We start from the raw sequence: 14,542 nt of genomic DNA on the forward strand, positions 1-14,542 counted from the left end.
CCCACTGATTAAAGTTTCACTTTACCCGTTCCCTTGCTGGGCAGCTTGTAATTGTGACAGGAAATATTCTATATTGCTAACGAGCCAATGCGATTGTTGCAAACTCTTTACTTCGCGCAGTTCATTTTCCTCGCTGCGATTATCTTTTCTTTTCCTATAAGACCCGATTTGTCGAATAAATTGTGATGGATACGTCATATAAGCAAACATGAGAAGTTGCTCTTCTTTCGTAAATGGAAAATTTTTTTGATACATTTGATACCATTCAAACCGATCACTTCTTGCGATTGGATATGTGTTTAAAGACCGCGAATAAAAACCTACTATATCTTGCACAGGCGTTGCAAACTTCGATTTTTCCAAACTAATAAAATAGCCATTCCGCTCATAGTCAAATAAAAAATGATTAAGCGACACGTTACCATGCACAAAAGTAATACGTGTTTTCTCTTTTTCTTTCATCGCATCGTTCCACTCATTTAATTGCTTCGTTGCAAATTCACGCGCTCTCATTACATGATGATAGTACGTGCAATATTGTAATTCAAACGGAGACATATACCATTTCGATTCAGATTCTACGAGAAACTCTTCTAACATCTCACCATCATTTTCCCAGCGATCGGATATAGTTGTATAATGTTTTTCTAAATCTTCTTCCGTATATGTTTCTTCCTTCACAGTTTTTTGATGCAACGTTCCGAGTGTCTGAAACATTTTATGGTATTGATCATTGTCTTCGCCGTTTCCTTCTGCACGTTCTAACCAAGGCATTAAATAATAATTATACGTCCCGTCACTTAAAATATAATTTCCATCCGTCGCATGGTATATAGGTACATAATTTGAAAAACCTTTCTCCTTCAAATATTGAATATGATGCAGAAAATTATTCCGCTCTAACTTTCTGCCTTCTATTTTCTTGAGTGCATATGGACCTTGATTCGTATAAATTTTCATTACACTTCCGTGCTCTTCCATATGCTGCGTATCCAATCTATATTGCCTCACGATAGGTTCATAGTGATTTCGTAATTCAATATCCATACGAATAACCCTTTCTATTCAAAACATAGCCTCTAAGAAAAGAAGCGAGTGAAAACACTCACTTCCTTATTTCGCCTTTACCCTTGAAACGGGAATATAAATAATTTGCCCCGTATTTAAAAATATATCTTCTGTTTGATTGACACGGTACACATTTTGTACAGACGTTTCATAACGTTCTGCAATAGATTCAATTGTATCCCCTTCTTGCACGAAATACATTCTTAACTTTGTAAATTCTTCTTCCGGTTCTTTCGTAAATAGTTTTGTTAAATAAAGCGCATTTTCATCTCGCTGTGAGTACTCTTCTTCTTGTTCTTCCTGCTTTTTCGCTTTTTCTTTCTTGAAATCTTTTCGCCCAAACAATTCAAATTGCGGCGTTGTTTCTTGCTCCGCTTCACGCTCCACAAATTCATGTTCTTCTATTTTCTCTTCTTCTAATTCCTGTTCTTTTCTTTCCTCTAACTGGAACGGTTCAAATGCGTAATCTTCCCACTCATCTGATTCCTTATATGTTGGTTCTTCTACATGCGGCGCCGGTCTATTTTCATCCTCTTGCGCTGAATCTTCTTCTAACTCCGCATACACCGTCTCTTCCTCTTCAGCTTCATCCTCGCTTCTCTCTTCATCACATAAACCGGTAATAGATATATCCGCTAATAATTGTAAGCAACCATTTTCCTTTAATTCATAATCAAATTCCTCAATTGATACATATAGTTCTTCAATTACTTTCACTCGATTTCTCGGAATTGATATTTCAAGCGGAAAGGAATGAACAAGTTCATTAACCCCATCTTCCCTTGTTTCTACATAATCAATTGACTTTGCTGGCGATAGTTCTCTTAATGAATACGCCGAATCATCTTTTCGTGCAACATACTCTCCCGTTAAATCTAATTGCCCTCTCACAATTACTTCATGATCAAGCTCTTCTATCTCAACGTCTGGATCTAACGAAATTGACAAAAGTTCATCGACTTCCTGTCCCTTTTGGAACCAAACAGATTCTTTTAATGAAAATCGTAACGAATGATCTGCAGCCACTTCTTTTCCCCCTCCCAAACTATATGTCATTACAGATTTATGTAGGGAAAGCTTACTTTATGAATAAAAAAAATCGCTCCCCTTATGGAGAGCGATTTTTCTCTAATACATTATTTTAATTTTGACATTGCAATTTCAGCTGCTGCAATCGTCGCCTCAATATCTGCGTCACTATGTGCTGTCGATAAGAATAAACCTTCGAATTGAGATGGCGGTAAGAATACACCTTGTTCTACCATTTCACGATAGTAAGCCGCAAAGAATTCTAAGTTTGAAGATTTTGCTGCATCGTAATTAATAACGGGCTCATCTGTAAAGAAAATACCAATCATAGAACCTGCACGGTTAATATGATGCGGAATGCCATGTTTTTCAGCTACTTTACGTAATCCAGCTTCTAACATTTCAGCTTTACGCTCAAATTCTACATATGATTCTGGCGTTAACTGTACTAACGTTTCATAACCTGCTGCCATTGCAAGTGGGTTACCTGATAAAGTACCAGCTTGGTAAATCGGTCCGCTTGGCGCAACTTGGCGCATAATTTCTGCTTTACCACCGTACGCTCCTACTGGTAAGCCACCACCGATTACTTTACCTAAACAAGTTAAATCAGGTGTTACACCGTAGTAACCTTGTCCACAGTTATAAGCAACACGGAACCCTGTCATTACTTCATCAAAAATAAGCAGTGCACCGTTTTGTTCTGTTACTTCACGAAGCCCCTCTAAAAATCCTGGTTGCGGAGGAACTACACCCATATTCCCTGCCACTGGTTCTACAATTACACAAGCAATATCATCACCGAATTGTTCAAAAGCGTATTTCACACTTTCTAAATCATTATAAGCTACTGTAATCGTATTTTTCGCTACACCTTCTGGTACACCAGGGCTATCTGGTAAACCTAAAGTCGCCACACCAGAACCAGCTTTAATTAATAACGAATCACCATGACCGTGGTAACAACCGATAAATTTCAAGATTTTATTACGACCTGTATAACCACGAGCTAGACGTAGTGCACTCATTGTCGCTTCCGTTCCAGAGTTAACCATACGCACAATCTCAATTGATGGTACGCGCTCAATAACAAGTTTCGCTAATTTATTTTCAATTTCTGTTGGTGCACCGAAGCTTGTACCTCTTTCAGCAACTGATTTTAACGCTTCTACCACACGATCATTTGCATGACCATGAATTAAAGGCCCCCATGATAATACGTAGTCGATGTATTCATTCCCATCAATATCATATACTTTAGAGCCTTTTCCACGCTCCATAAACAACGGATTCATCCCAACAGATTTAAAAGCACGAACCGGGCTATTTACGCCACCAGGCATTAAGTCTTGTGCCTCTTCAAACGCCGCAATCGACTTATCAAACTTTTTCATTATTTAGCGCCTCCTTCTTGTAACCATTTTGCTGCATCTTTCGCATGATACGTAATAATTAAGTCTGCTCCTGCACGTTTCATACTAATTAATTTTTCAAGAACAACTTCTTTTTCATTAATCCAGCCATTTTGCGCTGCCGCTTTAATCATCGAATATTCACCACTTACGTTGTAAGCAACGATTGGTAAATTGAAGTTATTTTTCACATCACGAATGATATCTAAGTAAGAAAGAGCTGGCTTTACAATTAAGAAATCAGCACCTTCCATTACATCTGATTCTGCTTCACGGAATGCTTCCATACGGTTCGCTGGGTCCATTTGATATGTTTTACGGTCACCAAATTGCGGTGCACCGTGCGCAGCATCACGGAATGGCCCATAAAATGCTGATGAATATTTCACAGCGTACGACATAACTGGCACGTGTCCAAAACCATTTTCATCTAATGCATGGCGAATTGCTGTTACGAAGCCGTCCATCATGTTTGATGGCGCAATAATGTCCGCTCCTGCTTTCGCTTGACTTACAGCTGTTTTCGCAAGAACTGCAAGAGACTCGTCATTTAAAATAATACCATCTTCAATTACACCGCAATGACCATGGCTTGTAAATTGACATAAACATGTATCCGCAACTACTACTAGCTCAGGGAAATCACCTTTAATTTGTTGAATAGCACGTTGTACAATTCCATGATCACAATATGCTGATGATCCAACTTCATCCTTTTCAGCAGGTAAACCAAATACAATAACAGAACGAATACCTAAATCAACAACTTCTTGCATTTCAGCTTGCAATAAATCTAAAGACATTTGATATACGCCTGGCATAGAAGGAACTTCATTACGAACATTTTCACCTTCTAATACAAAAATAGGGTAAATAAAATCTTCCGTATGTAAAAACGTTTCACGTACAAGCGCACGCATGCCCCCGCTTTGTCTTAAACGACGATGACGATTAAATTGTAAAGAGTTCATAGATTTCTGTCCCCATTCTTTCATTTTATAGATTCACAAACACATTGTAGCAATGCTTCTACAGTGTACTCTTTCGGCACAATAACAGACGGAAAATAACGAATTGCCTCTTTTTCCGTAATAGGTCCTATACAAGCAATTGTACATTTTTTTGTCCATTCTCTCCAGTTTGTACCCTCAAGTAAACGAACAAAACTAGTAACAGTTGAAGGGCTCGTAAATGTAATAATGTCTACTTCTCCTAACTTCAACGCTGCTATAAGCTCTTGCTTTTTTTCTATATTCACTTTCGTACCGTATACGATTAACTCATCTAGAGAAACACCAATTTCCCGAAGTTTAACTGGTATTACATCTCTTGCTAAATTTCCTTTTGGAAATAAAATACGTTCATTTCCACTTAATTCTTTTAGAAACTCTTCTGCAAATGCTTCTGCAACAAATGAAGTTGGAACAAAATGAACTTGATAGCCCCTTTTTTCTAACTCTAATTTTGTTTTCACACCTACCGCAGCGATTTTAATGGTTAGTGGTAGTTTCTTTTTCAAACTATCTAGAAAAAAAGCTACACCATTTCTGCTCGTAAAAATAACCCAGTCATACGAATGTAGCTGCCCTTCAATATGTTGAATTTGCCTATGAGACATACCTTCCATACGCAAAAGCGGAATTTCCAATGGAATTCCGCTCTTTTCTTTCACTGCTACACTCATTTGTTTCGCTTGATGCTGGGCACGTGTAATCAATACCGTTTTTCCAGCGAGAGCGTTCATATTTATTGTTGCTCCTTATTTGCAGCAAGAATGAGTTCTTTGGCGCCTTGTTTAATTAAACGGTCCGCGGCCTCTAACCCTACTTCTTCAGGATTAGTACCCACTACTGTTTCTTTTAATAAAACAGAACCATCCATAGAGCCGACAAGAGCTGTTAATTCGATTGCATCGTTTTCTGTAAGGGTTGCATATCCAGCGATTGGAACTTGGCATCCACCTTCAAGTTTATGAAGAAATACTCGCTCCGCTGCCACTGTTCTTTCTGTTATCGCATCATTAATATGCGCTAACAACTGCAATAAATCCTTATCATCCTCACGACATTCAATCGCTAATGCACCTTGTCCTACAGCAGGTACACATAACGTTTCATCTAAATGTTCTGTAATAACTTCATCATCCCAGCCCATTCTTTGTAATCCAGCTGTCGCTAAAATAATCGCATCGTAATCCTCTTCTTTTAATTTACGTAAACGTGTATCAATATTTCCGCGAATCCACTTCACTTGTAAATCTGGTCTCGCAGCGAGTAGCTGTGCACTACGTCTTAAACTACTCGTACCTAAAATAGCACCTTCCGCTAACTCTTTAAACAATGCTCCATTTTTTGAGATAAAAGCATCACGAGGGTCAACACGCTTTGGTGTACAGCCAATCATTAACCCTTCTGGAAGTACGGCTGGCATATCTTTCATACTATGTACAGCCATATCGATTTCTTTCGTAAGTAACGCATGCTCAATTTCTTTAACGAACAAACCTTTTCCGCCTACTTTTGAAAGAGTAACATCTAAAATCACATCACCTTTAGTGACAATTTCTTTCACTTCAAATTCATATGGTAAGCCAAGTGCTTTTAACTGATCAATAAACCAGTTTGTTTGCGTTAATGCTAGCTTACTCTTTCGTGAACCTACAATAATTTTGCGCATAATTCTCTCTCCTCATTATAAATACCAAAAGTGGAAATTAGATAAACTACTTAATAGAAAAATGTTAACTAACATTACGAGAAAGGCCCCTACATTCCACAGTACTATTTTCTTCCCTTGCAACACATCAGCCGCTCTTAAATACAAGCCCGCACAATATACAAATAGAACGACAAACGAACCAATTACTTTCGTATCATACCAATGAAAATTATCCAATTTTGTATATCCCCATATGCACCCTAATAAAATTGCTAGTAAGAAAAATGGAACAGAAAATAAATTTAATCCGTAAGACGTAGATTCAAGCTTCGGTAAATTCCCTAACCTTCTTAATCTCGCATTCCACTTTTTCTTTTTTAATAGGCGATATTGCAGTAAATACATAATAGAAAAAATAAACGATACCGTAAACGTTGCATAAGAAATAATCGCCATTCCAACATGCACGTATACAAGTTCTGAAACTAATTGCTCTGCAAGTACTGGCGACATCTTTCCGAGCGGTGTAAAAATAGAAAAAGCGCTTACGCCAAATGCAACAACATTTGTAAAGAAGACTAAAAAGTCAACGCGCATAAATCGATTTATGACTAACGACATCGTAATCAATAACCAAACATAAAAATAAATCCCTGATAATAAAGTTAAAATGGGATTCGTTTCTGAATCTGTCGCCCTAAGCAACATAAAAATAGACTGCAATACCCACACAATCGAAAGTAACCAAAAAGCAAATCGGTTCGCCTTTCGGTTACTTTGGAAATAATCTATAAAATATAAACTAATGCTACAAGCATATAAAATAATTGCAATATGATAAATAATACTGTTATTTAAAAAACTCATCCGATCATCCTTCCAAATTATAAAGATGGAACGGATGGTGTCCACACTCTTTTATGTTCTACTTCTTCCGCACGACTCTCTACTTCTTCCGTTTCTAAATCGAAAATCTTCGCAAATAACGCTAATTTTTCGCTCGCTCCCTCTTCAGCAGCTATTTCTTTCGCTACTAAAATTGGGTCTTTTAATAATTGATTAATAATACTTTTCGTATGCTTACTAATGACTTTTTTCTCACGATCACTAAGGTTTGGTATTTTTCGTTCAAGACTTTCCATCGTTTCGCTTTGGATTACAAGTGCCTTATCACGAAGAGCTGCTATTAACGGAACAACACCAAGTGTACTTAACCACGTTTTAAATAGAACAATTTCCTCTTCAATCATAAATTGAATTTTCTCCGCTTCTTTCAAACGCTCAGCACGATTTGCTTCCACTACTCCTTGCAGATCATCAATGTCATATAAGAAAGAACCTTCTAACTCATCAATCGCTGGATCAATATCACGTGGTACTGCAATATCAACCATAAATAAAGGACGACCAGAGCGCATTTTCTCTACCTTTGTCATCATCTCTTTCGTAATGACATACTCTGATGCACCAGTTGAACTAATTAAAATATCTGCTTCTAATAATGCACATTGTAGTTCGCTTAACGATTTTGCATGTCCCATATATTTCTCAGCCATTACTTCTGCTTTCGAAAGCGTCCTATTCATAACTGTTACTTTACGAGCACCACTTCCATATAAGTTTTGCAATGCAAGTTCGCCCATTTTACCAGCACCAAGAATAAGCACGTGACAATCCGTTAACTCGCCAAATATTTTCTTTCCAAGCTCAACAGCAGCATAACTAACAGACATCGCACTTTCACCAATTGTTGTTTCTGAGTGGGCACGTTTTGCTAATGTAATGACTTGCTTAAACAATTCATTAAAAATTGTGCCTGTTGCTTTAACTTGTTGTGCTTCTAAAAAGCTATCTTTTATTTGGCCTAAAATCTGTGTTTCTCCAACTACCATAGAATCTAAACCGCACGTTACGCGGAATAAATGGTCTATTGCACCATCTTGTTCAAAAATAGTTAAATATGGTGCGACTTCTTCTATTTCAAGCTGAAACCAATCAGCTAAAAATTTCTTAATATAATACCGTCCCGTGTGTAATTGATCGACAACAGCATAAATCTCAGTGCGATTACAAGTTGATACAATGACATTCTCTAACACGCTCTTTTGATTTTGTAATGTAGTCATCGCTCGCTCTAGCTCTGCTGCCTGAAATGTGAGTTTCTCACGAAATTCTACAGGGGCTGTTCGATAATTTACACTAACAACAAGAATATGCACGCAGCATGTCCCCCTTCACCCGTTTTATCACTTTATCTACTATCATAATACAACTTTCCTCTTATGAATCTGACAATCGTGTGAACAACCGATTATTTTTTAATTATTCTCCGTATGTAATAAAGGAGATTCAGCAAACTAATAAAAAAAATCCTACTTTATAATGATTATAAATTAACAACTCTATTTGTACGTTACCAAAAAAAGTCCTCATAATCAAGTGATGGAAACTATTCCATATAAATTATAACATCATCTTTCCTATCTTCTTTCATCATGAAGGAAAATATGTATGATTGTTCCAAAATGTAGCAAACACTTTCTCAATACAATGTATTTGACATTTTATTTCTTTTTCGTTATATTGATTTTACAAAATTAAATTGTGCACAACTTAATCAGAAGGGAGTTATGTATGACAGAGGACTCTTTGCATCTAGATAACCAACTTTGTTTTTCTATTTACGCCTGTTCTAGAGAGGTTACTCGTTTTTATCGACCTTATTTAGAAGAAATGGGTATTACGTATCCCCAGTACATTACTTTACTCGTACTATGGGAGCAAGATAGACTAACAGTAAAAGAAATTGGAGAACGTCTATTTTTAGATTCCGGTACGTTAACACCTATGTTAAAACGAATGGAATCATTAACACTTGTAAAACGTGTTCGTTCCAAAGAAGACGAGCGAAAAGTTTGTATTGAATTAACAGAACAAGGCAAAAATTTAAAGGAAAAGGCTTGTTCATTACCGACAACAATGGCTACAAACTTAGGAATTACAGAACAAGAATATCGCTCTTTATTAATTCAACTAAATAAACTAATTGAAACAATGAAAACAATTAATGATGGAAAAGGGGAATAAATATGGATAAATTATATACTGCTTCAGTAACAGCAACAGGTGGAAGAAATGGGAAAGTAGTTTCAGATGATGGCATATTAAATCTTGATGTGAAAATGCCGAAAGCACTAGGTGGTGCAGGCGGAGAAGCAACAAATCCAGAACAACTATTTGCAGCTGGTTATGCAGCTTGTTTCGATAGTGCATTACAACTTGTCATTCGTACAAAACGTGTGAAAGTAGAAAGTACAGAAGTAACTGCTCACGTTTCTATCGGAAAAGATACAGATGGTGGTTTTGGCCTATCTGCCGTGCTTGATGTACATGTCGCTGGCGTTTCACATAGCGAAGCACAAGAACTTGTAGAAGCGGCTCACGGTGTATGTCCTTACTCTAAAGCAACACGAGGTAATATTGAAGTTACATTAAACGTACGTTAACAGCTTATATAAAGAAAAAAACGCGCGACATTCGTCACGCGTTTTTTGTTTTTGTCATTTTATGAATTGCCTTCCACGCTTCTTCTTTTCCAAGTCCTGTTTCAGAAGAGAATAGAACGATTTCATCGCCAATTTCAACAGCAAGCGTTTCTTTTACAACTTTTAAATGCTTTTGCCATTTCCCTTTCGGGATTTTATCAGCTTTCGTCGCAATAATAATTGTTGGGATTTCATAATGCTTTAAGAAATCATACATCATCACGTCATCACTTGTTGGTTGGTGACGTAAATCAACTACTAATACAGCTGCGTCTAATTGCTTACGCGTTGTAAAGTACGTTTCAATCATTTTCCCCCATGCCGCGCGCTCCGACTTAGACACTTTCGCATATCCATAACCTGGAACGTCAACAAAATGCATCATCTCATTGATTAAGAAAAAGTTCAGCGTTTGCGTTTTTCCTGGTTTAGAAGAAATACGCACTAACTTTTTACGATTTAAAATTTTATTAATAAAGGAAGACTTCCCGACATTTGAACGACCTGCTAATGCAATTTCTGGTAAATCACTGTCTGGATATTGTTCTGGTTTAACAGCACTAATTACAATATCTGCTTTTGTTACTTTCATTGTTTCACTCCTACTAATGCGTGCTCCAATACTTCATCTAAATGAGATGCAAGCACAAACGTAAGGTTTTCTTTTACGCTCTCTGGAATATCATCTAAATCTTTCTCGTTTTCTGCTGGCAAAATAATTTTTGTTAAGCCTGCGCGGTGAGCACTTAATGTTTTTTCTTTTAAGCCACCAATTGGTAATACACGACCACGAAGTGTAATTTCACCTGTCATACCTACTTCTTTACTTACAGGAATACCTGTTAGTGCAGAAATAAGTGCCGTTGCCATCGTAATACCTGCTGACGGTCCATCTTTCGGAACTGCTCCTTCTGGAACATGAATATGAATATCATTTTTCTCATGGAAATTCGGATCAATCTGAAGCTCTTCTGCACGAGAACGTATATAACTAAACGCAGCTTGTGCTGATTCTTTCATAACATCCCCAAGTTTCCCTGTTAAAATTAGTTTCCCTTTTCCTGGCGCTACAGAAACTTCAATTGCAAGTGTATCGCCGCCTGCTGCTGTGTAAGCTAGACCTGTTGCCATACCAACTTGGTCTGTTTTTTCAGCTTGCCCATAACGGAATATGTGTTTACCAAGTAAATCAACAATCTTTTTCTCTGTCACAACGATACGTTTACGTTCTGCTGTAACGATAATTTTCGCTACTTTACGGCAAACTTTTGCAATTTGGCGTTCTAGCGTACGAACACCAGCCTCACGTGTATAATAACGAATAATTTCAAGAAGTGCTTCATCGCGCACTTGTAAATTACCTTTTCGTAAGCCATGCTCTTTTAATTGTTTCGGCAGTAAATGCTCGCGAGCAATGTGTACTTTTTCAAGTTCTGTATAGCCAGCAATCGAAATGATTTCCATACGGTCAAGTAATGGACCTGGAATACTTGAAAGTGTATTAGCAGTTGCTACAAACATAACTTTCGATAGATCATATGGTTCTTCAATGTAATGATCACTGAAGTTATGGTTTTGTTCTGGATCTAATACTTCAAGTAATGCTGCTGATGGATCTCCACGGAAATCGTTAGACATTTTATCAATCTCATCTAATAAGAAGACTGGATTAACTGTTTTCGCCTTTTTCATACCTTGAATAATGCGTCCTGGCATTGCTCCAACATATGTACGGCGGTGACCACGAACTTCAGATTCATCACGCACACCACCAAGAGATACACGGACAAAGTTACGATTCAATGAGGTTGCAATTGAACGTGCTAACGAAGTTTTTCCGACCCCAGGAGGGCCTACTAAACAAAGGATAGGTCCTTTTAATGAATTCGTTAACTTCTGTACAGCTAAATATTCAAGTACACGCTCTTTCACTTTTTCAAGACCGTAATGATCGTTATTTAAAATCTCTTCCGAATGAGCAAGATCAATTATATCTTCTGTTGCCTCTGTCCACGGAAGCGCTAATAACCAATCAATATAATTGCGAATAACACCACTCTCCGCAGAACTTGCTGGTAACTTTTCATAACGATCTAATTCTTTCAGCGCAGCCTTCATTGTTTCTTCAGGCATTCCTGACTGTTCAATTTTTTCACGAAGTTCTTCTACTTCTCCGCCCTTACCTTCTTTGTCGCCAAGTTCAGTTTGAATCGCCTTCATTTGCTCACGTAAGAAATATTCTTTTTGCGTGCGCTCCATTGAACGTTTCACTTGTTGCCCAATTTTCTTTTCTAGGCTAAGTAACTCTTGTTCATCTTGAATAATTGAAATAAGTGTATGTAATCGTTCTTTTACAGATACAATCTCTAGAATCTCTTGTTTCTGCTTCGTTTTAATCGGCAAGTGAGAAGCAATTAAATCAGCTAATCTCCCTGGTTCCTCTACATCAGCTACCGTTGCAAATGTTTCATTTGAAACTTTTTTCGAAACTTTAATATATTGTTCGAAATGCTCCAGTAACGTACGCATAAGAGCTTTCTCTTCTAAATCATCTTCTACTTCTTCAGTTACCGTTTTAATAGACACTTGTACTACATTTTCTTCTTCGATAAACTCTATTACTTCTGCTCTATGTAAACCTTCCACAAGGACACGAAGCGTACCGTTCGGCAATTTTAGCATTTGCTTTACTTTCGCCACTGTACCTACACTATATATGTCATCTTCTTTCGGATCATCGATATTCATTTCTTTTTGCATTGCTAAAAAGATGATATTTTCATCCATTGCCGCCTGCTCTAGTGCTTGTATCGATTTATCACGTCCTACATCAAGATGCAAAACCATCGTTGGATATACGAGAACGCCTCTTAATGGTAGGAGGGGCACGATTCTTTCGTTCGTATTCATACTAGACATAGCACCTCCATAATAAATTAAACTCCTGTTCAACTATTTTATATTACAATACACCTAGATGCAATTGCTGAGATTCCTCGCAATTGTAAATAGCTTGTTTTTCTATCTCACGAAAAGAAAAAAGACTCCGATTAAGCATACAAACTTAAACGAAGTCTGGCAAATTTTATTATTGTTTATTTTTACATAGATTGTGCATCTGTTTCGTCTACGTTAGTATGTACATCTAGCTCTCTATGCATATTTTCTTGCATAAACGTTAACTCAAATACTTCTTTTAACTTACGGACAGGAATAATTTCAATTCCCTTTATCGTATACAAAAATGGTTGCATATTTTCAGCAGGAATAATGACTTTCTTAGCTCCCGCTTTTTTCGCAGCTTTTATTTTTGCGTACACGCCACCAATAGGCTTTACTTCTCCGTGTATACTTATTTCACCTGTCATCGCTACTTCATTATTTACATATGTGCGATGCACCGCAGAATATACACCTGTTGCCATAGCGATTCCTGCAGAAGGTCCATCAATTGGGATACCACCTGGAAAATTAATATGTATATCGTATCCTTCTGGCAACACATCTAAAGAACGAAGTACTGTTAATACATTATCAACAGAGCCTTTTGCCATACTTTTACGGCGAATCGATTTCGTTTGACTACCAATACTTTCTTCTTCTACAATTCCGGTAACATTTACCGATCCTTTATCTTTCGCCGGAATTGCTGTTACTTCAATTTCTAATAACGCACCTGTATTTGGTCCGTATACAGCAAGACCATTTACAAGACCAATCCTTGGAATCGGATAAATGTGCTTTTCGTATTTCGGTGTAAGCTGACTTGAGTGAACAACCCACTCTATATCTTCATCTTTAATGAAAGAACGTTCTTCATTTATCGCCATACCAGCAGAGATTTGCACAAGATTAATCGCTTCTCGTCCATTTCTTGCATACATCCCAATCATTTCAATACCATTTTCACCTATTTGCATTTCTACTTTTTCCGCGGCATTTTTCGCTACTTTTTGAATTTCTTCCGTATCTAATTCACGGAAAAATACTTCTAAGCAACGTGACCGAATAGCAGGAGGAATTTCCTCTGGCGAACGTGTCGTTGCTCCAACTAAGCGAAAATCTGCCGGTAAGCCTTTTTGAAAAATATCATGTATATATGTTGGGATCATCGTATTTTCTTCACTATAGTACGCACTTTCTAAAAATACTTTTCGATCTTCTAACACCTTTAACATTTTGTTCATTTGAATCGGATGGAGTTCGCCAATCTCATCAATAAACAAAATACCACCATGCGCATCTGTTACAGCACCTTTTTTCGGTTGCGGAATACCTGCTTGCCCCATCGCCCCAGCACCTTGATAAATCGGATCATGCACCGAACCAATTAAAGGGTCTGCGATACCACGTTCATCAAACCGAGCTGTCGTCGCATCAAGTTCAATAAATGTTGCATTCGTACGAAATGGAGATTTAGGATTTCGTTTCGCTTCTTCTAATACAAGACGTGCTGCCGCTGTTTTCCCAACACCTGGCGGGCCATATATGATTACATGTTGCGGATTCGGACCACAAAGAGCCGCTTTTAACGACTTAATCCCGTCCTCTTGCCCTACAATATCTAAAAAGGATGTAGGACGCACCTTTTCTGCTAGCGGCTCTGTTAAAGAAATCTCACGCATTTTACGAAGCTGTTCTAATTCTTTTTTCGATTCTCGATCAATTGAAACTTTTTGTGTTCGTTGATTTCGAAGTAAATGCCAGAAATACAATCCGACAATTACACCAAAAACAAGTTGAACAACTAAAAATATATTTGTCCAGCTCATTATTTATTTCCTCCCGCAATATTTTATCTCTTAGTATTTCCGCGGAGGAACATAGCTA

General features: G+C 37.5%; 13 protein-coding genes. 2 read left to right on the top strand and 11 right to left on the bottom strand.

Features of this window, described 5'->3' with window-relative positions:
- Window positions 1-21 precede the first annotated feature (21 nt).
- The 8 genes from ysxE to hemA form a co-directional block, all read right to left on the bottom strand.
- The gene (gene ysxE, locus AC241_RS22120; RefSeq protein WP_016080172.1) at window positions 22-1,047 is read right to left on the bottom strand and encodes a spore coat protein YsxE; all 1,026 of its coding nucleotides are present in this window, start codon (window positions 1,045-1,047) and stop codon (window positions 22-24) included.
- A gap of 66 nt (window positions 1,048-1,113) precedes the next feature.
- Entirely contained in the window at window positions 1,114-2,124 is a 1,011-nt protein-coding gene (gene spoVID / locus AC241_RS22125) for a stage VI sporulation protein D (protein ID WP_140163894.1), read from the bottom strand.
- A gap of 80 nt (window positions 2,125-2,204) precedes the next feature.
- On the bottom strand, window positions 2,205-3,491 hold the full coding sequence (gene hemL, locus AC241_RS22130; protein ID WP_050844551.1) for a glutamate-1-semialdehyde 2,1-aminomutase: 1,287 nt from the start codon (window positions 3,489-3,491) through the stop codon (window positions 2,205-2,207).
- Complete coding sequence (gene hemB / locus AC241_RS22135; RefSeq protein WP_029443370.1) at window positions 3,491-4,480, bottom strand: porphobilinogen synthase; 990 nt, start codon at window positions 4,478-4,480, stop codon at window positions 3,491-3,493. The genes hemL and hemB overlap by 1 nt, the downstream gene beginning before the upstream one ends.
- 20 nt (window positions 4,481-4,500) lie before the next feature.
- Window positions 4,501-5,253, bottom strand: coding sequence for a uroporphyrinogen-III synthase (hemD, locus tag AC241_RS22140; protein ID WP_016080169.1), 753 nt, complete (start codon window positions 5,251-5,253; stop codon window positions 4,501-4,503).
- Window positions 5,254-5,255: 2 nt separating this feature from the next.
- Entirely contained in the window at window positions 5,256-6,185 is a 930-nt protein-coding gene (gene hemC, locus AC241_RS22145; protein ID WP_050844552.1) for a hydroxymethylbilane synthase, read from the bottom strand.
- 15 nt (window positions 6,186-6,200) lie between these two features.
- A complete protein-coding gene (locus AC241_RS22150; protein WP_000009002.1) occupies window positions 6,201-7,034 on the bottom strand; it encodes a cytochrome c biogenesis protein in 834 nt (277 codons plus the stop codon).
- A 17-nt stretch (window positions 7,035-7,051) separates the two neighbouring features.
- Window positions 7,052-8,386 (bottom strand): glutamyl-tRNA reductase, encoded by a 1,335-nt coding sequence (hemA, locus tag AC241_RS22155; protein WP_016080167.1) that lies wholly within the window; start codon window positions 8,384-8,386, stop codon window positions 7,052-7,054.
- A 415-nt stretch (window positions 8,387-8,801) separates the two neighbouring features.
- On the opposite strand from hemA, the gene AC241_RS22160 reads away from it, so the two are divergent.
- Window positions 8,802-9,254 carry a MarR family winged helix-turn-helix transcriptional regulator gene (locus tag AC241_RS22160; RefSeq protein ID WP_050844553.1) on the top strand — a complete coding sequence of 151 codons (453 nt, stop codon included), beginning with the start codon at window positions 8,802-8,804 and terminating at the stop codon, window positions 9,252-9,254.
- A gap of 2 nt (window positions 9,255-9,256) precedes the next feature.
- Entirely contained in the window at window positions 9,257-9,673 is a 417-nt protein-coding gene (locus tag AC241_RS22165) for an organic hydroperoxide resistance protein (RefSeq protein WP_000359781.1), read from the top strand.
- Window positions 9,674-9,707: 34 nt separating this feature from the next.
- Here AC241_RS22165 and ysxC read toward each other — a convergent pair whose 3' ends face one another.
- The 3 genes from ysxC to lonB all read right to left on the bottom strand — a co-directional run bounded on the left by ysxC (window position 9,708) and on the right by lonB (window position 14,484).
- Window positions 9,708-10,304: a ribosome biogenesis GTP-binding protein YsxC gene (ysxC, locus tag AC241_RS22170; protein ID WP_000869118.1), complete on the bottom strand. Its 597-nt coding sequence runs from the start codon at window positions 10,302-10,304 to the stop codon at window positions 9,708-9,710.
- On the bottom strand, window positions 10,301-12,631 hold the full coding sequence (gene lon / locus AC241_RS22175) for an endopeptidase La (protein ID WP_016080165.1): 2,331 nt from the start codon (window positions 12,629-12,631) through the stop codon (window positions 10,301-10,303). The genes ysxC and lon overlap by 4 nt, the downstream gene beginning before the upstream one ends.
- A gap of 182 nt (window positions 12,632-12,813) precedes the next feature.
- Entirely contained in the window at window positions 12,814-14,484 is a 1,671-nt protein-coding gene (gene lonB, locus AC241_RS22180; protein ID WP_016080164.1) for an ATP-dependent protease LonB, read from the bottom strand.
- Window positions 14,485-14,542: the final 58 nt, after the last annotated feature.

Source organism: Bacillus thuringiensis, from assembly GCF_001182785.1.
Lineage (GTDB): Bacteria > Bacillota > Bacilli > Bacillales > Bacillaceae_G > Bacillus_A > Bacillus_A thuringiensis_S.

Bases quoted from the DNA above. Each gene is read 5' to 3' on its own strand.
- ysxE (WP_016080172.1), bottom strand. From the start codon at position 1,047: ATGGATATTGAATTACGAAATCACTATGAACCTATCGTGAGGCAATAT.
- spoVID (WP_140163894.1), bottom strand. From the start codon at position 2,124: ATGACATATAGTTTGGGAGGGGGAAAAGAAGTGGCTGCAGATCATTCG.
- hemL (WP_050844551.1), bottom strand. From the start codon at position 3,491: ATGAAAAAGTTTGATAAGTCGATTGCGGCGTTTGAAGAGGCACAAGAC.
- hemB (WP_029443370.1), bottom strand. From the start codon at position 4,480: ATGAACTCTTTACAATTTAATCGTCATCGTCGTTTAAGACAAAGCGGG.
- hemD (WP_016080169.1), bottom strand. From the start codon at position 5,253: ATGAACGCTCTCGCTGGAAAAACGGTATTGATTACACGTGCCCAGCAT.
- hemC (WP_050844552.1), bottom strand. From the start codon at position 6,185: ATGCGCAAAATTATTGTAGGTTCACGAAAGAGTAAGCTAGCATTAACG.
- AC241_RS22150 (WP_000009002.1), bottom strand. From the start codon at position 7,034: ATGAGTTTTTTAAATAACAGTATTATTTATCATATTGCAATTATTTTA.
- AC241_RS22160 (WP_050844553.1), top strand. From the start codon at position 8,802: ATGACAGAGGACTCTTTGCATCTAGATAACCAACTTTGTTTTTCTATT.
- AC241_RS22165 (WP_000359781.1), top strand. From the start codon at position 9,257: ATGGATAAATTATATACTGCTTCAGTAACAGCAACAGGTGGAAGAAAT.
- ysxC (WP_000869118.1), bottom strand. From the start codon at position 10,304: ATGAAAGTAACAAAAGCAGATATTGTAATTAGTGCTGTTAAACCAGAA.
- lon (WP_016080165.1), bottom strand. From the start codon at position 12,631: ATGTCTAGTATGAATACGAACGAAAGAATCGTGCCCCTCCTACCATTA.
- lonB (WP_016080164.1), bottom strand. From the start codon at position 14,484: ATGAGCTGGACAAATATATTTTTAGTTGTTCAACTTGTTTTTGGTGTA.